Source organism: Solemya velesiana gill symbiont (assembly GCF_002020805.1).
Classification (GTDB): domain Bacteria; phylum Pseudomonadota; class Gammaproteobacteria; order Chromatiales; family Chromatiaceae; genus Sedimenticola_A.
In genome coordinates, this window is the sequence record NZ_MPRJ01000001.1 from 68,062 (window position 1) to 86,363 (window position 18,302).

21 protein-coding genes and 2 pseudogenes are annotated in these 18,302 nt (G+C 57.5%); 10 read left to right on the plus strand and 13 right to left on the minus strand.

The features are described from left to right. Positions 1-34: 34 nt before the first annotated feature. Positions 35-481: a YiiD C-terminal domain-containing protein gene (locus BOW53_RS00315; RefSeq protein WP_078485537.1), complete on the plus strand. Its 447-nt coding sequence runs from the start codon at positions 35-37 to the stop codon at positions 479-481. On the opposite strand, the gene BOW53_RS00320 is transcribed toward BOW53_RS00315, so the two are convergent. Further along, positions 478-840 carry a hypothetical protein gene (locus BOW53_RS00320; protein ID WP_078485538.1) on the minus strand — a complete coding sequence of 121 codons (363 nt, stop codon included), beginning with the start codon at positions 838-840 and terminating at the stop codon, positions 478-480. The genes BOW53_RS00315 and BOW53_RS00320 overlap by 4 nt on opposite strands. A gap of 220 nt (positions 841-1,060) precedes the next feature. On the opposite strand from BOW53_RS00320, the gene BOW53_RS00325 reads away from it, so the two are divergent. Further along, positions 1,061-3,748: a putative bifunctional diguanylate cyclase/phosphodiesterase gene (locus tag BOW53_RS00325; protein WP_078485539.1), complete on the plus strand. Its 2,688-nt coding sequence runs from the start codon at positions 1,061-1,063 to the stop codon at positions 3,746-3,748. Between the two features lie 78 nt (positions 3,749-3,826). On the opposite strand, the gene BOW53_RS00330 is transcribed toward BOW53_RS00325, so the two are convergent. Then, on the minus strand, positions 3,827-4,804 hold the full coding sequence (locus tag BOW53_RS00330; protein WP_078485540.1) for an ACP S-malonyltransferase: 978 nt from the start codon (positions 4,802-4,804) through the stop codon (positions 3,827-3,829). Between the two features lie 168 nt (positions 4,805-4,972). On the opposite strand from BOW53_RS00330, the gene BOW53_RS00335 reads away from it, so the two are divergent. Together BOW53_RS00335 and BOW53_RS00340 are read left to right on the plus strand one after the other, a co-directional pair. Next, the gene (locus BOW53_RS00335; protein ID WP_078485541.1) at positions 4,973-5,335 is read left to right on the plus strand and encodes a TraR/DksA family transcriptional regulator; all 363 of its coding nucleotides are present in this window, start codon (positions 4,973-4,975) and stop codon (positions 5,333-5,335) included. Positions 5,336-5,376: 41 nt separating this feature from the next. Then, a complete protein-coding gene (locus BOW53_RS00340) occupies positions 5,377-5,610 on the plus strand; it encodes a hypothetical protein (protein WP_078485542.1) in 234 nt (77 codons plus the stop codon). Between the two features lie 17 nt (positions 5,611-5,627). Here the strand turns inward: BOW53_RS00340 and BOW53_RS00345 are convergent, their stop codons facing one another. Together BOW53_RS00345 and BOW53_RS00350 are read right to left on the minus strand one after the other, a co-directional pair. After that, positions 5,628-6,125, minus strand: a complete 498-nt coding sequence (locus BOW53_RS00345) for an LEA/WHy family protein (RefSeq protein WP_078485543.1) — start codon at positions 6,123-6,125, stop codon at positions 5,628-5,630. After that, positions 6,122-6,724: a hypothetical protein gene (locus tag BOW53_RS00350; protein WP_245831900.1), complete on the minus strand. Its 603-nt coding sequence runs from the start codon at positions 6,722-6,724 to the stop codon at positions 6,122-6,124. The genes BOW53_RS00345 and BOW53_RS00350 overlap by 4 nt, the downstream gene beginning before the upstream one ends. A 39-nt stretch (positions 6,725-6,763) precedes the next feature. Here BOW53_RS00350 and msrA point away from each other — a divergent pair. Continuing rightward, positions 6,764-7,261: pseudogene (gene msrA / locus BOW53_RS00355) on the plus strand (peptide-methionine (S)-S-oxide reductase MsrA); the annotation flags it as partial. 10 nt (positions 7,262-7,271) lie between these two features. Here msrA and BOW53_RS00360 read toward each other — a convergent pair. The 9 genes and pseudogenes from BOW53_RS00360 to trpC all read right to left on the minus strand — a co-directional run. Further along, positions 7,272-7,427, minus strand: a pseudogene (locus BOW53_RS00360) (hypothetical protein); the annotation flags it as partial. Positions 7,428-7,466: 39 nt separating this feature from the next. After that, a complete protein-coding gene (locus BOW53_RS00365) occupies positions 7,467-7,733 on the minus strand; it encodes a hypothetical protein (RefSeq protein WP_135606929.1) in 267 nt (88 codons plus the stop codon). A gap of 12 nt (positions 7,734-7,745) precedes the next feature. Continuing rightward, the gene (locus tag BOW53_RS00370; protein WP_135606930.1) at positions 7,746-8,126 is read right to left on the minus strand and encodes a hypothetical protein; all 381 of its coding nucleotides are present in this window, start codon (positions 8,124-8,126) and stop codon (positions 7,746-7,748) included. A gap of 442 nt (positions 8,127-8,568) precedes the next feature. Next, positions 8,569-9,276, minus strand: coding sequence for an SIMPL domain-containing protein (locus BOW53_RS00375; RefSeq protein WP_078485549.1), 708 nt, complete (start codon positions 9,274-9,276; stop codon positions 8,569-8,571). A 10-nt stretch (positions 9,277-9,286) separates the two neighbouring features. Then, positions 9,287-10,156, minus strand: coding sequence for an Hsp33 family molecular chaperone HslO (hslO, locus tag BOW53_RS00380; protein ID WP_078485550.1), 870 nt, complete (start codon positions 10,154-10,156; stop codon positions 9,287-9,289). A gap of 1 nt (position 10,157) precedes the next feature. After that, positions 10,158-10,646: an asparaginase domain-containing protein gene (locus BOW53_RS00385; RefSeq protein WP_078485551.1), complete on the minus strand. Its 489-nt coding sequence runs from the start codon at positions 10,644-10,646 to the stop codon at positions 10,158-10,160. A gap of 3 nt (positions 10,647-10,649) precedes the next feature. Beyond that, a complete protein-coding gene (locus tag BOW53_RS00390) occupies positions 10,650-12,701 on the minus strand; it encodes an elongation factor G (protein WP_078485552.1) in 2,052 nt (683 codons plus the stop codon). A gap of 144 nt (positions 12,702-12,845) precedes the next feature. Beyond that, complete coding sequence (locus tag BOW53_RS00395) at positions 12,846-13,310, minus strand: OsmC family protein (RefSeq protein WP_078485553.1); 465 nt, start codon at positions 13,308-13,310, stop codon at positions 12,846-12,848. Between the two features lie 17 nt (positions 13,311-13,327). Further along, on the minus strand, positions 13,328-14,125 hold the full coding sequence (trpC, locus tag BOW53_RS00400; RefSeq protein ID WP_078485554.1) for an indole-3-glycerol phosphate synthase TrpC: 798 nt from the start codon (positions 14,123-14,125) through the stop codon (positions 13,328-13,330). A 234-nt stretch (positions 14,126-14,359) separates the two neighbouring features. Between trpC and greB the strand changes: the two genes are divergently transcribed. The 5 genes from greB to BOW53_RS00425 all read left to right on the plus strand — a co-directional run bounded on the left by greB (position 14,360) and on the right by BOW53_RS00425 (position 18,213). Then, the gene (gene greB, locus BOW53_RS00405; RefSeq protein WP_078485555.1) at positions 14,360-14,857 is read left to right on the plus strand and encodes a transcription elongation factor GreB; all 498 of its coding nucleotides are present in this window, start codon (positions 14,360-14,362) and stop codon (positions 14,855-14,857) included. A gap of 53 nt (positions 14,858-14,910) precedes the next feature. Further along, positions 14,911-15,600 (plus strand): alanyl-tRNA editing protein, encoded by a 690-nt coding sequence (locus BOW53_RS00410; protein WP_078485556.1) that lies wholly within the window; start codon positions 14,911-14,913, stop codon positions 15,598-15,600. Between the two features lies 1 nt (position 15,601). Beyond that, the gene (locus BOW53_RS00415) at positions 15,602-16,525 is read left to right on the plus strand and encodes an ATP-binding cassette domain-containing protein (protein ID WP_245831901.1); all 924 of its coding nucleotides are present in this window, start codon (positions 15,602-15,604) and stop codon (positions 16,523-16,525) included. Further along, positions 16,522-17,301 (plus strand): ABC transporter permease, encoded by a 780-nt coding sequence (locus BOW53_RS00420; RefSeq protein ID WP_245831902.1) that lies wholly within the window; start codon positions 16,522-16,524, stop codon positions 17,299-17,301. The genes BOW53_RS00415 and BOW53_RS00420 overlap by 4 nt, the downstream gene beginning before the upstream one ends. Before the next feature lie 144 nt (positions 17,302-17,445). Then, a complete protein-coding gene (locus tag BOW53_RS00425; protein ID WP_078485557.1) occupies positions 17,446-18,213 on the plus strand; it encodes an MASE1 domain-containing protein in 768 nt (255 codons plus the stop codon). Positions 18,214-18,302: the final 89 nt, after the last annotated feature.

Genomic DNA, 18,302 nt, shown 5'->3' on the forward strand with positions numbered 1-18,302 from the left:
AACACTATCGGCAGGTTCCCACAAGCAGCGAAAAATGAACCGGGGTACAGCTGAAAAGCTGGAAGAGATACTTCACCAGGAGGTGCCGCTGACCGCCCACATGGGGGTCAGGGTAGCCGGCTGTGACGGGACGGAACTGGTGGTTCAGGCCGACCTGGAGCCGAATATCAATATTCACGGCACGGCTTTCGGTGGCAGTCTCTATGCCATATGCGCCATCACTTGCTGGGGATTCCTGCATCTGAAGTTTCAGGAGGCGGGGGTTGTTGCCCAGAGTGTTTTGGCCGATGGGGGCATCAGCTATCGCCTGCCGGTAAGGGGGATCATTGAAGCGCGTTGTCGTGAGCCCGGGGATGGCCAGTTCGCCGCTTTTCTGGATGATGTAAAAGGTGGGCGACGTTCAAGTGTTGAGCTGCAGGCGGATGTCATGACTGATCGCGGACGTGCAGTGATTTTCAAAGGGCGATATTCAGCATGCTAGTCCAGTCGATCGGATTCCCTCCGTAAAATATCCATTAGCAACTCATGGTCCTGGCGTGTCAGGCCAGAGTAGTTGATGCTCAATCCAAGGCCGTTTGAGACGACATTGGTCAACGTGCAATGCATCTTGATGTGGCAGAGCTGCCCCCGCTTTTTGAAGTAGAGGGTAAATGCGCCCGAATCGCCCTGCTGGGGCGGACGGCGACCCATCAACGAAAAACCCTGGCTCTCCATGAAAACGCCGTCAAGGGAGATCTCCTTGGTGTAACCCTGCAGAGAGAGGCCGGAAATCAGGTCTAGCGAGCAGGCCACCCGTATGCGTTTTCTTGTTCGAATGTTGATGTCAGATGGGATCGTCATAAGTGTTTAATTATCATTCGGCATCCTGACCCTCAAAGATGTGTCCGGTTGGGTTTTTTCAGCCGTTCTAACGCTTTGTTAATTAACTGGAAAAATAGTTTTTTTTCTTGTCGGCTCAATATTTGGTCCATACTTGAATTAAAGTAAGGTTCCTATGTGCCGAAGCAGTGCAGGGATATCCAATCGTTAATCTCGTATAGGGAATTATCGAGGAGAGGGAATGGAAAGCTCACGAAGAGCGGACGTATCGGCTATCCAGTCTGACCAGGCGAGTATGCTCTTTGATGGGGCCGCGCAGTCTGTGCTGGTCACTTTTTTTGTCGCCCTGGTATTTCTCGGGGTGCATTCACCCCACATAGCCCTTGATACCTCGGGGCTCTGGTTGTCTGTCCTGGTTGTAGTGCTCCTGTTGCGTGGCTGGGAGGCCTGGGCATACAAGAAGGAGCGTTTCAATAAACGTTCAGCGGGGGAATGGCTTCGCCAGCACCGTATCGGCGTTCTGTTGACCGGCTTGGTTTGGGGTTGGGCCGGTGTGCAGTTTTTCCCGGTGGACCAGGTGCAGTACCAGATCTTCACGGTGCTTGTTCTGGCGGGACTGGCTGCCGGCGCCTTGACCGTCCACGCTCCGGATTATCACTCCTACGTCAGCTATGCCACGCCAACCCTGATCCCAGTTGGCATAGCCTCACTGCTTCAGGGGACCAATCTCCATCTCGGTATGGGTGTGCTGGTGATCGCCCTGCTGCTCTTCCTGTTGCGTGCAGGCAAGCGAATGCATGAGTCGTTTCTCACCTCGCTCCATCTTCGCTATGAAAACATGAACCTGCTTGAAGACCTCGAGCGGGAGAAGAGCCGCCTTGGCAACCGCCTCTCCCGTATTCTCGATGGCAGCGCCAGTGAGGTCTACGTGTTCGATGGTCGGGATTTGAGATGCAAGATGATCAACACGGGTGCACTGGAGAGCCTGGGGTATGAAGAGGGTGCGGTCTTGGATATGACGGCCCTGGATCTCCTGAATATGAAAGACCGCAGTGATTTCGAATTGATAGCGGCTGCATTGAAAAGCACGCCGGAGCACTCCATGGCACTGCAGGTTCGCCACAGAAGAGAAGATGGAAGTACCTATCCCGTTGAGGCGCGGCTGCAGTATTCCGAGCGCGAAGAGCCGACGGCTATGGACGTTACGGTACGTGAACAGGCTGAGCAGATGGCCCGGGAGCGGCAGGCATTGGTGCAGTCGGTGGTCACCAGTGCACCCATCTCTTTATGGTCGCTGGATACACAGGGTAATCTCACGTTTTTCGTTGATACCGGTTTCTGGCAATCCGATACCTTTCCGAGGGCATGTGTCGGGGATAATCTGTTCAGCGTTTATGCCGGTATACCGCAGGTCGTTTCACATGCGCACCAGGCCCTGGCGGGTGAGCGTTTCGTCACCGATATCGAAGTGGATGGCGACACTTACGAGATCCACTATTCCCCGCTGCTGGATATGGATAACCAGGTTTATGGTGCCATCGGCGTTGCGCTGGATAATACAGAGCGCAAACAGTATGAGCGCAAGCTTATCCGCCAGGCGAACTTCGATGATCTGACCGGGTTGCCAAACAAGAATTACATGATGCCGAGGCTGATGGAGGCGTTCGTACGGGCACATCGTGAGCGCAGTCGCGTGGCCCTGCTGTTTGCCGACCTGGATAACTTCAAGACGGTTAACGATACCTTGGGTCACAAGGCGGGTGACGAACTGTTGCAGCTTGCGGGCAGTCGTATGCAGGAAATCCTGCGTGATACCGATGCGCTATACCGGATCAGCGGTGATGAGTTCGTCATTATGCTGGAGGGCCTGAATCAGCCGAGGGATGCCGAGGTGGTGGCGCGTAAACTGCTGGACAAATTTCAGCGGCCGTTCGTATTGCGTGCGGGGGAGGTGTTCGCCAGCTGCAGCGTAGGGATCTGTTTCTACCCGGATGACGGCGAGTCACCGGAAAAACTGTTGCAGTCGGCTGATGCGGCGATGTACGGCGCCAAGGCCAAGGGGCGCAATACCTATCACCTCTTCACCCGTGCGATGCGCGAGGATGCAGAACGGCGCCTGGCCATAGAATCACGACTGCGACGTGCCATGGAGCGGGATGAGCTGAGCCTGGTATATCAACCGAAAGTGAGTACCAGGGATGGCTTCATTGCCGGGGCAGAGGTTTTGTTGCGCTGGCATAACCCTGATCTCGGCTGGGTGCCGCCTGACCAGTTCATATCCGTTGCAGAGGATGCGGGCTTGATCTCTAGCATAGGTCAGTGGGTCATCCGGCAGGCTACCAGTGAAGCCAACCGGTGGCGGGATGTCTGCCAGGTGCCGATCAATGTCGCTATCAATATTTCGTCACGCCAGTTTCGAGGTGAAAACCTGCTCCTGAGTGTTGAAGAGGCATTGCAAGAGACAGGGCTGCCGCCTGAGCTGCTCGAACTGGAAATTACCGAAAGCCTGTTGGTGCAGGATGCGCCGGAGACACTGGATACCCTCAGGGCACTCAAGGATCAGGGGGTCAGGCTCGCACTGGATGATTTCGGAACCGGTTACTCATCCCTCAGTTACCTGAAGCGCTTCCCCATGGATGTACTGAAGATCGACCGTTCCTTTGTCAGGGATATCGGTATCGATCCCAGTGACGAAGCGCTGGTGGAGGCCATAGTGGCCATGGCCCATGCCCTTGATCTCGAACTGGTCGCAGAGGGCGTGGAGACCGATGAGCAGATGCAATTTCTCCAACTGCGCAATATCGATCTGATCCAGGGTTATTATTACAGTCCCCCGGTTTTCATTGAGCACTTCCGCGAGATGATTTCCCAGAGTCCCCCGGCACTGCTACCTCAAACCTCGGCAGACACCGCAATATCGGTGCTCTGAGTCCTACCGAAAAACGGCCTGGACCAGGCAAACAAAAGGGCCCTGAGGGCCCTTTTGTTAAGCACGGTAGAGTGATGATCACTCAACACCGGCAGTTGTCCGGATGCTCTCCAGGTTGATCGCCGGCAGGTACTCGGGCTTTGGCTTGGTACGGCGGGTAAACTTCTTGATGATGCCCTCCAGGTTGGGCCGTTTTTCAGCCGGGCCTTCACCGCTACCAATACCGCCGCCGAACTCCACGAAGAGGTTGATGCCGTCATCCAGGGCGCTCTGCAGGCAACCGACCCAGTTCACTGGATGAAACAGCTGGAAGAAGAGACGGGACTTGATGGTCTCGGCGTCTGCTTCGTGGAATCCACCGGTATAGTTCGAGAGTACCTTGATTTGTGGCGCATTGATCTGAACCTTGTCCAGTTCCTCGCGGAAATGGCGAGCCGCGGTGACCATGTAGTAGGTATGGAAAGCGCCCTCGGTTTTGAGTCTCACCGCTTTCTTCTTGGGGTGTACCTCCGCCATCTCGGCGGCCAGTGCATCCAGGTCCGCGCTGGTACCACCTACCACGGTCTGGTCGGTCAGGTTGAGACCGGCGATGCCGCAAAAGTGCTTGTCTGCGAGGGGCTGGGCGGTCTCAAGATCTACAGTCAGGGCTGCCATCTCCCCCTCACCGTGGGTGCCCATCAGCTCACCACGCTTGGAGACCAGGCGCAGTGCGTCTTCGAAACTGAGCGCTTCAGCGGCGACCAGGGCGGAGTATTCACCCAGGCTGTGTCCGGTTGCGGCAACCGGCTGCAGGGGCGTCTCTGCCAGTTCGCGGTAGACGGTCAGGCAGGCGATATGGTGAGTGAGCAGCACCGGCTGGGTGAAGCGGGTGAGGTTGATCTGGTTGTCGGGGTCCTCGTGGGACAGCCTAGCCATGTCGTAACCTAGCACGTCGCTCGCCTGCTCGTAGACGCGGCAGGCGGACTCGAATTCGGCGCAGAGGTCGCTGCCGATGCCGGAGTATTGGGAGCCCTGGCCGGGAAATATGTAGATAACGCGCTGATCCGTATCGGACATGGTTTTTCTCTCCAGTTCAATTCGAGTGCCGGAGGATAGTCATTTCCGGCCCGGAGAACAAGAGGAATCCCTTTTTTATCAGTCAGGTAGGGAGAAAAGCGTCAGTTGGGTCGCGGGAGCGGCATTTGGGGTATGATCCAGTTGTTGATGCAAGCACAGGTATGAGGAATGGACGAACTGGATGTTGAGAAATTCAGGCGACTGCTGCTGCTGCAGCGGCGCGAGGCGCTGATGACCGTGGCGGATGCCGCGGATGACGGTGCGGCTACCGTGGAGCTGGACCAGACCCGTGTCGGTCGTCTCTCCTGCATGGATGCACTTCAGGCCCAGGCCATGTCCAAGGAAAACCAGCGGCGCAGGGAACAGGAGTTGAAGCGCATTGCAGGTGCTTTGAGCAGAATCAATGAAGGGGAGTACGGTTACTGTGTAAGCTGCGGTGAGACGATTGCAGAAAAGCGCCTGGAGTTTGATCCGGCCGCTCCCCTCTGTATTGAGTGCGCCAGCAAGTCCGAAGGCCCAGCTGGGCGATAGAGAACAGATCATCCCCGTACAGGGAAACAGTGGAGTGAGGAATGACAGCAAAACTGATGGTATTGCAGAGTGCTGATCCGGAGAAGACGCGCCTGGTGAGTATTCCGGCGGATATGGATGAACAGGAAGCCTACCGACATGCGACGGGCGTCATTGCAGCCGTGCAGGAGGCCAATGCCGACTGTAGCTGGGAGGACGTGGAGGACGCCCTGGATGACCACGGTTTCCAGGCAGTTGAATTCGTTATCGGACCGGCGCTGGCCTGCAGTCACTGACGAGGCCGTCTATACCCCTAGGTAGCGTGAATCGTTTCATCCGATGGTGTGTCTGTCGCCGGACCGCCAATACGTCCCTTGCGTTCGAAGGGTATGGCGAAAGGTGAACCGGCCTGGCGGATCTTCCCATATATGCGGTAGGTGAGTGGCTGTCCATGGCGCTTCTCCAGTGCACGCAGCTGCTCCACGAAGTCGAACAGGCTGCTGGCCACCTCCACATCTAGGGTGGCCTCGCCAAATCCATCCACGGTGACCGCGCTGTCGCTGACCCCGCTGGCGAAGGCTCTCTCGTTGATCTCCACCTTGAAACTCATACCGGTGATCACCAGTGCCTCGGGATTCGGATTCTGTATGCGCAGCATCAGCCCGTAACGCTGTTCGAAGATCTCCACATCGATCATCTTGATCCCTACCAGGCTGACGCGGGGGGATTCGTGGCTCTGTGCAAGGCCTGCACAGCCGCTGAGCAGTATCAGTGCAAGCCAGCACAATGCCAGGGATTTGGGTGTGGTCATCGATCGCTCCTCAGTCGTTCCAGTTTCTCCCTGACCAGGCCAATGTGCAGCCTCAGGTCGTAGAGTTCCTCCGCGAAAGAGAGGGGTACGGAAACCTTGGAGACCTCTCTGTCGATGGTGTCGAGGTCCGCTATGGCTACTTCTATTTTAGACTCTGGGGTATCGGTGTGCCGGTCGATTTCCAGTACCTCGCGGTACCAGCGATAGATCCTCGAGCGGATTCTCCAGGGGTAGAGGGGCGGCATGAGCTTGAACAGCGGGATCATGAGGGCCAGCAGGGGCAACAGCATCACTTTCAGGCGGTCCACCAGGGTGGCAGCCCAGAAGGGGAGGTAGCGCTGCAGCAGGGGTGGACCGAATTCATAGAACCGCTTGGCCTCCTTGCTCAGCGGGAAGACGAGGTATTCGGGAGAGGGGAGCTGGCCTGCTTGCTCAAACCAGCCGCCACGGCCGTGTATCTCCGACGTGGCCTGCAGCAGCAGGTCGATGAGTGCTGGGTGCGGCGCTTTATGGGCCACCGGGTTGGCGTTGGCGGCGAGAAGCCTGGTCTCCTGTCTTGGCAGGTTCTGTTCGAGGTTGATTACTCCCTCAGGGAGCACCGCCGGAGAGAGGTAGCGATGCAGGCGGGTGTAGGCGTCGGCACGGGCTGTTTCTGGGGAGCGGAGCGGCGATTCTGGCAGGCTGATGGGGTGTTCAGCACGGCGGTGGGCTATGCGGCAGGATGCACGCCAAACCCGACCTACGAAGAGGTCTGTAGCGGAATGACCGGGCACAACGAGGTGGTGCGGGTGGTTTTTGATCCCGGCGAGATTGGTTACGGTGAACTGCTGAAACTGTTCTGGGAGGGGCACGACCCGACCCAGGGGATGCGCCAGGGTAATGATATGGGTACGCAATATCGCTCTGGAATCTATACCTATACCCCGCGGCAACAATCCATGGCAGAGGCGTCCAGGGACGCTTTTCAGCAGGCCCTGGCGAAGCAGGGCTTTCCCGGGACTACAACGGAGGTCATACAGGCCCCGGAATTCTACTACGCCGAGTCATATCACCAGCAATACCTGGCTAAGAATCCTGGAGGCTACTGCGGCCTCGGCGGAACGGGGGTAAATTGCCCTGATGGTGTGCTGACCTGACGGATCTCTTTCAGCAGCCTTCGTCGTAATCGTTGTTCAACAGGTAGTCATATAGCATTGTTGCCCTGGGGTGCCTGTTGCTCGCTGCTCTTCCTATCCACTCAAGTGCCACAGTGTCGTCTTCGGTAACGCCGATTCCGTTCAGGTACATCATGCCGAGTTGGAACTGGGCTTCCGGATGCTCTTGAAGGGCTGCGCGGAGACATCACTCGAAAGCAAGGTATTCATCCTGGTACCTGCTTTTATCGGATTGATAGATCACCGACAGGAGGAACTGCGCCTGGCGCTCACTCCCCTCTGCAAGAGGTGTGAGATACTCAATGGCCGTTGCATGTCTTCCTTCATTGAAGGCGAGAAACCCCTTTTCAAGGTTGTCTGCCCTGACCGGTTGGGTTGAGGCGAGCAGGGTAGAGAACATCAGTGCTCCCAGTTTCCTGCGATGCATAGGATTACTGCGTGCTGTCCGTGTCATCAGTTTCTCCTGTTACGCCTCCATGGCGTTCATCTTTAGCATGGTGGATTGATGCTGTGCCCGGTAGGCCAGGATCTGTGCCTGATCCTGCTGTAATGGATTGACGGGGAAATAGAAAGACTTTTCCTGCTGCAGTGAAGACGGGAACACGAGGCTGAACAGCACCGACCTGGCGCTGGTGGATGCCAGTCGATGGATGTTCGCTTCTTCAGAGAAGCAGGAGTAGTCGCCGGGTTGCAGCAGGGCATGCTGCTGTCTCAAGAGCGTGTAAAGCTTGCCGGTACCTGTGTGTTGAAAAGCGGTTGATATGCCCAAGGAGTCGTCGATGGAAGCGGGCAGCTTTTCGCCTTGGCAAGCTGCTCTTGATAACGGGCAAGGGTGTTTAGCCTGCATGCGAGCCAAGCCGCTTGTTGTGTCAGTTGCTCATGCTGATCAGGCAATGCGAGGGACTGTTGAATTGTCTCGACCAGGGAAGAAAAGTCGTACCACAGGCCCGTCCAATCCATCGAGGCGGTTTTATCCTTCCCTAGCCCCTTGGGTGTATGAGAAGCAAACTCTCCAATCTGCTTTCCAATGAATGATCTCCGTTCATTCATTTGTTCCAGTGCCTTTTTTCCTTGGCGTGAGGCATAAGCCCCGATTGTATGAAGTTACGATGCTAGTTGGATATTTTGGGAATTGCCAGGGATAAAGAATCTTTCAAAAAAAGACTACATACCTGCTGTGCTGAGGCTTACACCCTAGTGGTGATAATGTCGATTTATCGGCTCAGCGCCGCGTGCAAATTCAGGATGAAAGTGTCTACTCGGTGGACATGCCGTAAGACCCTGGATCATCAGGGTTTCAATTCTATACTGCCAGTGACGCTGACCTGGATACGCTGGGTTCCCGCCTCCAGTACAGGTGGCGCTGCCGATTTCATCTCCATGGCCATGGCGCGTACCTGGAGTGGGCGGGGTGATGCCCCCGAGGTATTGATGTGCATTTCCACTACGCGGTAACCTCTGCTGCCCATTTCTCCACTGATCAGTGTTGCGCGGCGTTTGAACTTTGCAATGGCATCGCTGATAAGACGGTCTTCAGCTGCCTCGCGTCTCTCGGGTGAGACAGTGTACTGAATGTTTCCCAGGGCAAGCTCTTCCTGCAGCTTGCCCAGCAGGGCGCTCAGCCCGGTGGCATTCCTGCTCTCCAGCCGCAGGGACTGCTTCACTCGCCAGCCTGTAATCTTGCTGCCACCTGAAAATGAACTGCTCTTGCTGTAGATAGGGGTGGTGGTGTAGTCGAGGGTCCGGCTCTTTATGTCCGGGGTCAGCTTGGCCTTGTCGATGGCGCGGCTGACCAGGGTGTTCACTTCCCGCGCGGCCTTGGATGCGTCGCGACCTTCCCGCTGGGCGAAGAGAATGGCTACCAGTGTGTCGTTATCCACCTCCTGGCCCGTGTTGGCGGAGAGGTGTATACGGTCATAGGTGAGCGGCGCCGTGTCAGCTCCGAGAGGCGCGCTGATGGCCAGGGTTGCCAGAAGTGCCGCTATTTTTCCATTCATGGCCTGCTCCCTAGTGGGTGGTTTTCGGGCTGTCTATTTTTACGTCCTGGGCAAAAATCTGTTCCACGTCGACCTTGTCGAAGAGGTACTGCTTGTTGCAGAACTCGCAGTCTGCCTGGATCTTGCCGTGCTCATGGAGGATCTCCTTGACGTCAGCATAGCCCATGCTGCGCAGGGCGTCGGCAATTCGCGTCTTGGAACAGCCGCAGCGAAAGGCCGCCGGCTCGGGGTCGAACAGCTGGATGTCCTCTTCGTTGAAGAGACGGTGGAGCAGCTCTTCGGCTTCGAGCCTTAGCAGCTCTTCAGGGGTGACGGTATCGGCCAGCATGGCTACCCGCCGCCAGTCTTCTTCGTGCTTCTTTTCGCTGGGCAGTTCCTGGATGAAGAGGCCGGCTGCACGCTCACCATCGGCCGCCAGCCAGATGCGGGTGTCCAGCTGTTCGGGTTTTTCAAAGTAGGCTTCCAGGGTGTGAGCAAGGGTGTCCCCTTCCATGCCGACAATACCCTGGTAACGCTCCTTGCCCACGTTGTCGATAGTGAGCACCATTCTTCCAGGGCCGTAGATTTCAGAGAGCGTGCCGTCGGGTACATCGCTCTCCCAGCGTGCCAGGCCTCTGACCATGCGTTGGTGGGTGGCCTGGGCAACCAGGGTGGTAAGTGGTCCTTCGCATTGGGCCTGGAGAATGAGCGAGCCCTCGAACTTGATGATGGCTGACAGCAGCAGGGAAGCGGCCATCGCCTGTCCCAGCTGGTTGCGTACATTGTCGGGATAGGCGTAGCGTTCCAGTATCGCTTTCCAGCTGGCATCCATCTGTACCAGCTCGCCCCGTACATCGAGTCCTTCGAATACAAATCGGTGCAGTTGATCGTGATTGCTCATGTTATCCGGCCAGGTTCTCAAATCTGTTTTCTGCCACATTCTTGCGGGAGCCGGAAGGGTCGAATACACGGCCGTTCATGGCGATGTAGATGCCGGGAGGCAGTTGCTGGACGGCTGACACGGCAAAGCCGATGTTGAAAATAGCGTCGTTCACCCGCAGTCGTGCAGGCTGGATGGCGCCGGTAAGGACAACGGTCTTGCCCGGGATGTCCATAAGGGCCCGGCCTGTTTCGACCATGCTGTCCGTACCGTGGGTTATGAGTATCCGCTCGGCGGGTTCGCCGGCCGCCCTGTCATGTATCAGCCGGCGGTCGTTATCGGTGATCTCCAGGCTGTCCTTGCGCATGATCGAGTCGACTTCAAAGTTGAAGCTGACATTGGCTTCGTGCAGCAGCTCGGTAATCTGCGGATCGCCCACCTGGAATTCACTCTTGGCATCGAAATAGATCTTGTCGATGGTACCGCCGGTCGTGAGGATTTTTATAAACATGGCTCAATCGATGTCGAAGCGTTCGAACTGGGTGCTGAACTGGCCGCGTCCCTGGGTCATGCTGCGCAGCTCCGTGGTGTAGCCCAGCAGTTGGGCCAGTGCGACCTCGCAGTCGATGGTGGCACTCTCCATGGTGTGCTCGGAGTCCTTGATGATGGCATGCCTGGCCTGGAGATCGCCAAGGACGACACCAAAATTATCTTCAGGTACTACAACTTCCGCTTTCATGATAGGTTGCAGCAGGGCGGGGCCGGCCGCGTTGAAGGCCTTGCGCAGGGCGCGTGTGGTAGCGGCGCTGAGAGCGTCCGGTGTGGTGGCGGCGCCGAACAGCTTCACCTCTTGGATCTCTATTTCCACGTCCTGGATCAGGGCGCCTTCCAGTGGTCCACTGCCAAGGGCGAACTTGACGCCCTGCTCCAGGGCGCCCAGCTGCTCCTCGGTGAGGGGGTGGCCCTCGGGCAGGATACGGGGTTCCAGCAGGTAGGTGTTGCCGCTACCCCGTTGGCGTGGAGCCACCCGTACGCTGACCCGCGCTTTCAGCTCGGCGGTACGCTGGGCACTGTCCACCGGGGGCTGGAACAGGTGGTCCGATGCTGCGGATTGGGTCACGGTCTCTCGCAGGGCAACCGCAGGTTTGCCGGTTCTGACCTGGAGGTGGAACTCCCGCTCCAGGCGCTCGACGATGATCTGCAGGTGCAGCTCACCCATGCCGCTGAGCAGGCGCTGCCCGGTTTCATGGTCCTCTCCGAATCGCAGGGTCGGGTCCTCCTCCAGGAGCTTGTCCAGCACCTCGATGAATTTGTCTTCCTGCTCCGAAGTTGCGGGTTCTACTGCCAGGGTGAGCACGGGGTCATGGGTCTCGATGCGCTCCAGCAGAATGGGTTGGTCAGGGTCGCAGAGGGTGTCGCCAGTGGAGGCGTGACGCAGGCCGGCGAGCAGCACGATCTCTCCGGCATGGGCTACGCTTACACGGCTCTTCTTTGCGGCATCGATGTCGAACACCCTGGCTGCATGCTCATGGAACTCTTCGCCGTCGGGTTTGCAGTGAAATACCGTGTCTCCCGGTTTGAGCAGGCCGCGATATATGCGGGCAAAGACATGCCGACGTCCTTCCCACATCTGCACTTTGAACACCAGTGCCGCCAGCGGGCCATTGTCAGTCATCACAACCTGCTGTTCGCTGCCGTCGTCGAGAAAAGCCGTTGTAGGTGGGCGATCGAGGGGGGGCGGCAGCAGTTGTATGACGCCGTCTAGCAGGGGCTGAACGCCGATATTGCGCAGGGCTGACCCGCCGAAGCAGGGAAACAGCTGTCCGGAGAAGCAACCGCGGCGCAGGGCGGCCCACACCGTCTCGCTGTCCGGCTCTTCGCCTTCGAGTACGTGCTCAGCCAGTTCGTCGTCGGTCTCGGCTATGCCAAGCAGCAGGTTTTCACGAAACTCCGCTACCGAAGACCAGGTCTCCTCGTCGCAGGGTTCGATATTCAACAGTTCGCCATGCTCGCCGCTGAAGCTGATAATTTGCTTCTCTATGAGGTGGACTACCGCACTCTGGTTGGCCAGGGGGACGGTGACCGGTACCGGTTCGGCATGCAGCCGCTTCCGAATGCTGGCCATGGATTTATCGAAATCTGCGCCAGGGCGGTCCATCTTGTTGATGAAGAAAAGGGTGGGCAGATCGAACTTGGAGCGCTGACGCCAGACCGTCTCGGTCTGGGGCTCGACACCCCCTACCCCGTCCAGTACGACGATGCAGCCATCCAGTACCCGCATGCTGCGCTCCACCTCGATGGTGAAATCGACGTGGCCGGGGGTGTCCACGATCTGGATCAGGTGCTCTTCCCAGCTCGCTTTTGTAACGGCAGAGGTGATGGTGATGCCGTGGTTCTGCTCTTCGGCCATGTAGTCCATGTGGGCTGCCCCGTCATGGACTTCGCCGATCTTGTAGAGGTCGCCGGTGTAAAAGAGAATGCGCTCGGTCAAGGTGGTCTTGCCCGCGTCGATATGCGCTGCAACGCCGATGTTGCGCACCTTGCTCAAGTCGTTCTTCTTTGACATGAAGGACCGTCTGTCGGTTGTATTATTGCCTGTCCAGCATGCTACAGAGAGTGACCCAGGATATCCATAATTTCTGTCAACAAAGCGTTCTCAGTTTGCGTGTTGTAGGCGCCCAGGGGACAGGGCGCCTACAGGGGAGGGATGTCAATCCGCCGAGTTGTGCAGCACTTCGCCGAGCTCGTTGACCACATCGACGTCGATGGGAAAGCCGTCGCGCAGACTTGCGGTGACGACGCAGAAATCTTCGTAGAGATCCAGGCAGCGTTTCATGCGTACCGCCTGCTCCAGTTCGCCATCCACCTGGAGCTGTATCTGCATGCCGCCAATACGCAAGCGTTTCTTCTCGTTGCGCGACAGGGTGCAGGTGGCCGTTTCCTTGATACTGCCGGCAGGCGGCTCGTTCTTTGAAACGCAGTAGAGGAGGCTGGCGCTGAGGCAGTTGGCCGCTGCGGCGGCGAGCACCCGGGAGGGGTTGGGCCCCTTGCCTTCACCCAGGGGCTCGAGCTCATCCATGGTGATCTCGCCCATGCTCTCCAGGCCGAAGTTGACCTTGAATTCGTAACCCTGGAGGTGCTGCATCTCGATGGTGAATTGACCCTCTTTGGGCATTGGAATTCTCCGGTTGATCAGGCAAAGAGTTCAGCCAGCTTTTCGCCGGGCTCGTCTGCGCGCATGAAGGCTTCGCCTACCAGGAAGGCGTTGACATTGTTCTCGCGCATCAGGGCGACATCCGCAGGCGTGTGGATGCCGCTCTCGGTAACTACGATGGGCTGCTCGGGAATGCGCTCCAGCAGGTCCAGGGTTGTATTCAGGCTGACGTCGAAGGTGCGCAGGTTGCGGTTGTTGATGCCGATGAGTCGATTGTTGAGCGGCAGTGCACGTTCCAGTTCTGCCAGGTCGTGAACCTCGACCAGCACATCCATGCCCAGCTTGTGGGCGAGGCTGTTGAGTTCCTGCATCTGCTTGTCCTCGAGACAGGCGACGATCAGGAGAATACAGTCCGCGCCCATGAGCCGCGCCTCGTAGACTTGGTAGGGATCGATAATGAAATCCTTTCGAATCACCGGCAGGGTGCAGGCGCTCCTTGCATGCTTGAGGTATTCGTCACAGCCCTGGAAAAAGTCAATATTGGTGAGTACCGAGAGGCAGGCAGCGCCCCCCTTTTCATAGCTCACAGCGATTTCAGCCGGCCTGAAATCTTCACGGATGACACCCTTGCTGGGTGAGGCTTTCTTGATTTCGGCGATCACACCCGCCTGGCCGGCATCGATTTTTTCAGCAATTGCATCGGCGAAGCCACGGCTGGCCTGGACGTCATCGATACGCTCCATCAGCTGTCCCATAGGCAGCTGCTGCGTGCGCTCGGCGATCTCCTCCAGCTTGCGGCGGACGATCTTCTTCAGGATGTCTGGTGTGTCGCTCATGAGCCCTGGGCTCCCTCGAAATCTGAAAATGTCAGGGCCGCATATTTTACACTGTTATCCAGAGGCGTATATCCCCCGTTAGTATGGTGTATTGGTCACTGAAATTGCCGGGTTAATTGTATATTGATGCTGATGCCATCTATTTTAAAATCATTCTGTCCCCTTGCTTCTTGGCGTATACCGGGAACTGTGCGTGTTTAGTGCTTAAGGTTCATTAAGGAAAAGAGAGCAACCATGGGTCGTTATCGTCCACCTCAACCCAAGAGTTCACCCTACATTACCCGTGAGGGGTACGAGACCCTGCATGAAGAGTCCAGGGCGTTGTGGGTGCGCAGGCGGGATGTGACCAAGGCGCTGGCGGCAGCTGCGGCAGAGGGTGATCGCTCAGAGAATGCCGAGTACATCTACCGCAAGAAAGAGTTGCGGGAGATCGATAGGCGTATCCGCTACCTGCAGAAACGGTTGTCGGAACTGAAAGTGGTGGATAACGCTCCAAGTGATCCGGAGCGCATATTCTTTGGCGCCTGGGTCTGCCTGGAGGATGACGACGGTGTGGAGCATAACTACCGCATCGTTGGGCCCGATGAGTTCGATCCGGAGAAGGGGTGGATCAGCATGGACTCGCCAATGGCCAAGGCGCTTTTGAAGCGCGCCCTGGACGATGAGGTGACGGTGAAAACCCCCAATGGCACGATGCGCTACTGGGTGATGGATGTTCGCTACGGCGAATAAAACCCAGGACCTGCTAACATGGAGCAGGTACGACATAACCGACAGGGAATATCATGACCGACGAGTTGTCCAAATCCGATGCCTACCTGAAACAGTGCGAGGCCCGTGTCATTGCGGCCGATGTGAATGGTATACAGCTCGATCGCACGGCCTTCTATGCCATGGGTGGCGGGCAGCCTGGTGATACGGGAAAACTTCTTCTGGAGGATGGTGAGGAGATCGCCATTACCGATACCCGCCGGGATCGTGAGAGCGGGGCGTTGCTGCATATTCCGGCAGAAGGGGGTGAACTGCCGGAGGTGGGTGCTGCGGTTACCGCAGAGATCGACTGGGAGCGTCGGTACCGCCTGATGCACCTGCTGTGTGCCGTCGTGGATGGTGGGGTGACAGGCGGAAGCGTGGGTATCGACCGCAGCCGGATCGATTTCGACCTGCCTGAATCGCCGGACAAACTGGCCCTGGAGGAGCAGCTCAACCGCCTGATTTCCGAGGATCGTCCGGTGACCATAGGTTCCATCAGCGATGCAGAGCTGGAGGCTCAACCCGAACTGATCCGCACCATGTCGGTGAAACCGCCGACCGGGGCGGGCGAGGTGCGTACCATCCGGGTGGAAGGGGTCGACTACCAGCCCTGTGGTGGAACCCATGTGGCCTCCACCGGAGAGATAGGTCGCATTCGTGTCGGCAAGGTGGAGAAAAAGGGACGGCAGAATCGGCGCATCAACATCCACCTGGAGGATTGATTTGAACACCCCGTCAAGCCCGCTGGCCTCGGCCCGGGGATTGGTCAAAGACTTTGGCCGCCATAGGGCGGTGGATGGGATCGATTTCGATATCCTCAGGGGCACCTGTTTCGGTTTCCTCGGGCCAAATGGAGCGGGCAAGACCACCACCCTGAAAATGCTGCTTGGCCTGGCGCCAAAGAGCGGTGGGGAGCTTAGCGTTTATGATTTGCCGGTACCGGAGCGGGCACGGGAGGTGAGGGCGCGCACCGGCCTGGTTCCCCAGGCAGACAACCTGGATCCTGACTTCTCTGTGGCTGAAAACCTGCGCACCTATGCTACCTATTTCGGTATGAAACCGGATGACGTGGGCGACCGGGTGGAGCGGCTGTTGGCGTTTGCGGCGCTGACTGATCGCAGCGAGGCGAAGACCGATACCCTCTCCGGTGGCATGAAGCGGCGCCTGACAATCGCACGCGCTCTGATCAACGAGCCGGAGATGGTGGTGCTGGACGAACCCACTACGGGTCTCGATCCCCAGGCGCGACACATCATCTGGTCCAGGCTCAACGAACTGCGTGAGCAGGGCACCACACTGATCCTGACCACCCACTACATGGAGGAGGTGGAACGCCTTTGTGATGAACTGGTGATCATGGACCATGGCCGCATCCTGGACCAGGGGGCGCCGAAGGCGCTGGTTCAACGCCATGTTGAACCGGAGGTGATCGAACTGCGCGGCGAGCGGGCGGGGGTGTTTGCCGATGATGCCCAGGGCCTGGGCTGCCGTGTGGAGCAGATGGGCTCCAGTCTTTACTGTTACTCCCATGAGCCGGGTGAATTTCTGGGAAGGCTCCAGTCTGCAACCGGTCTCACCTTCATGCACCGCCCCACGGGGCTGGAGGATGTATTCCTTAAACTCACCGGCAGGGAGTTGAGAGATTGAATCACTGGCGTTTCCCGACAGTCCGTTCCGGTGCCTTCGCCGTCTGGCGACGCAACATCATGGTCTGGCGCAAGTTGATCGGGCCGGCCGTGGTGATGAATTTCGGTGAGCCGACGCTCTATCTCCTGGGCTTGGGCTTTGGTCTTGGGCACTTTGTCGGGGAGATGTCGGGTATGCCTTACCTGGCATTTCTCGCCTCAGGCATCATCGCCTCGTCCGCCATGACCACCGCAACTTTCGAGGGGATGTATTCGGTCTACACCCGGATGGATCCCCAGCGCACCTATGAGGCACTGATGGCGACACCCCTGGAGGTGGATGACATTCTTGCCGGGGAGATGCTCTGGTGTGGCACCAAGAGCCTCTTTAGCGGCATCGCAATACTGTTGGTCGCAACTTTGCTGGGGGTTGTCCCGGGCTGGCAGGCGTTGTGGGTGCTGCCGGTGGTGTTCCTGATCGGGCTCTGCTTCGCAGGGATGGCCATGATCATGAGCGCAATCGCCAGCAATTACGACTTCTTCAACTATTACTTCGTGCTGGCCATCTCGCCGATGTTCATCCTCTGCGGCGTCTTCTATCCTATAGACAGCCTGCCCGATGTCGCCCAGGGTTTTGTGCAGCTACTGCCTCTTACCCATGCAGTTGCGCTCACCCGTCCACTGGTGGCCGGTGGCGAATTGACCCAGCCTCTGCTTCACCTGGGGGTGCTGGCCGCCTATGGTGCCGTGGGTTTTTATATCTCGGTTGCCCTGGTCCGGAAGCGTCTGCTTGTTTGAGTGATTCGGATGCTCTCGGTCAGCTAAATGATCAGGCTCCGGCACCCTGAAAACATCGATGAACTATACTTAATCGTGTGATTCTTCTTTTGCTATCCTTGGTGGCCGGTGACTGTTAACAGGCATGACAAGGACACCTACCCAATGGAACTGGATCAAACGATATTGCGGGCCGAATGGCTTGGTACCAAAAGTGAATTCCCGCATTGTATTCGTGAAGGTAAGATAGCGAACTATATTCCCAGGCTTATCCTCTGCATCCTGGTACTTGCTCTGCTCTATTTCGGTGCCGGGGTCATCAGTTTTGCCGCACAATCCGCCCAGGCCGGCGTAACGCCGAACTGGCTGCCCTCGGGGGTGGCGTTAGCCGCTTTCTATTTTCTTGGCATCAGGCTCTGGCCAGGCATCTTTGTCGGTATGTACATGCTCTCCCTGTACGCGGGCATACCCTTCGAAGTAGCGATGGTTGCCGCTTTGGGCAGTGTATTGGAAGCGGCGATACCGGTGGCCTTGCTGCGCTATCTTGGATTCAGGCCGGAGTTGGACAAGGTCAAGGCGGTGCTCGCCTTCACGCTCCTGGCGGCGACCATGGGGCCGATGATCAGTGCCAGCCTTGGGATTATGGGATTCAGTTACCTGATGGGCGGCCTCTCTGCGCCGGCTTTCAATCTGTGGCTCTTCTGGTGGCTTGGCAACGCCATTGGCATTATCACCCTGGGCGGATTTCTGTTGAGCTGGGGCAGGCAGTGGCGGGTCGACCTGCGATCCATGCTGGAGTTGTCGTTGCTTGCCCTGGTTTTGGGTTACGGGGTGACCGTGGCCGTTTCTGAAGCCAAGGAGGCGGTGTCCGTACTGTTTCTGTTTATGGGTACACCGCTATTACTGCTATCTGCGATACGCCATGAGCTATGATGATTTCTGGTGTATGAGCTGACTTAAAAAGCGGTGTACTCTGTTGATTGATCTTGGCGGATCAACAACCAACAGAGGAAATACACCGC

What these genes read in the sequence shown, in the direction of transcription:
- BOW53_RS00315 (WP_078485537.1), top strand. Translation starts at nt 35, where the DNA reads ATGAACCGGGGTACAGCTGAAAAGCTGGAAGAGATACTTCACCAGGAG.
- BOW53_RS00320 (WP_078485538.1), bottom strand. Translation starts at nt 840, where the DNA reads ATGACGATCCCATCTGACATCAACATTCGAACAAGAAAACGCATACGG.
- BOW53_RS00325 (WP_078485539.1), top strand. Translation starts at nt 1,061, where the DNA reads ATGGAAAGCTCACGAAGAGCGGACGTATCGGCTATCCAGTCTGACCAG.
- BOW53_RS00330 (WP_078485540.1), bottom strand. Translation starts at nt 4,804, where the DNA reads ATGTCCGATACGGATCAGCGCGTTATCTACATATTTCCCGGCCAGGGC.
- BOW53_RS00335 (WP_078485541.1), top strand. Translation starts at nt 4,973, where the DNA reads ATGGACGAACTGGATGTTGAGAAATTCAGGCGACTGCTGCTGCTGCAG.
- BOW53_RS00340 (WP_078485542.1), top strand. Translation starts at nt 5,377, where the DNA reads ATGACAGCAAAACTGATGGTATTGCAGAGTGCTGATCCGGAGAAGACG.
- BOW53_RS00345 (WP_078485543.1), bottom strand. Translation starts at nt 6,125, where the DNA reads ATGACCACACCCAAATCCCTGGCATTGTGCTGGCTTGCACTGATACTG.
- BOW53_RS00365 (WP_135606929.1), bottom strand. Translation starts at nt 7,733, where the DNA reads ATGACACGGACAGCACGCAGTAATCCTATGCATCGCAGGAAACTGGGA.
- BOW53_RS00370 (WP_135606930.1), bottom strand. Translation starts at nt 8,126, where the DNA reads ATGCAGGCTAAACACCCTTGCCCGTTATCAAGAGCAGCTTGCCAAGGC.
- BOW53_RS00375 (WP_078485549.1), bottom strand. Translation starts at nt 9,276, where the DNA reads ATGAATGGAAAAATAGCGGCACTTCTGGCAACCCTGGCCATCAGCGCG.
- hslO (WP_078485550.1), bottom strand. Translation starts at nt 10,156, where the DNA reads ATGAGCAATCACGATCAACTGCACCGATTTGTATTCGAAGGACTCGAT.
- BOW53_RS00385 (WP_078485551.1), bottom strand. Translation starts at nt 10,646, where the DNA reads ATGTTTATAAAAATCCTCACGACCGGCGGTACCATCGACAAGATCTAT.
- BOW53_RS00390 (WP_078485552.1), bottom strand. Translation starts at nt 12,701, where the DNA reads ATGTCAAAGAAGAACGACTTGAGCAAGGTGCGCAACATCGGCGTTGCA.
- BOW53_RS00395 (WP_078485553.1), bottom strand. Translation starts at nt 13,310, where the DNA reads ATGCCCAAAGAGGGTCAATTCACCATCGAGATGCAGCACCTCCAGGGT.
- trpC (WP_078485554.1), bottom strand. Translation starts at nt 14,125, where the DNA reads ATGAGCGACACACCAGACATCCTGAAGAAGATCGTCCGCCGCAAGCTG.
- greB (WP_078485555.1), top strand. Translation starts at nt 14,360, where the DNA reads ATGGGTCGTTATCGTCCACCTCAACCCAAGAGTTCACCCTACATTACC.
- BOW53_RS00410 (WP_078485556.1), top strand. Translation starts at nt 14,911, where the DNA reads ATGACCGACGAGTTGTCCAAATCCGATGCCTACCTGAAACAGTGCGAG.
- BOW53_RS00425 (WP_078485557.1), top strand. Translation starts at nt 17,446, where the DNA reads ATGGAACTGGATCAAACGATATTGCGGGCCGAATGGCTTGGTACCAAA.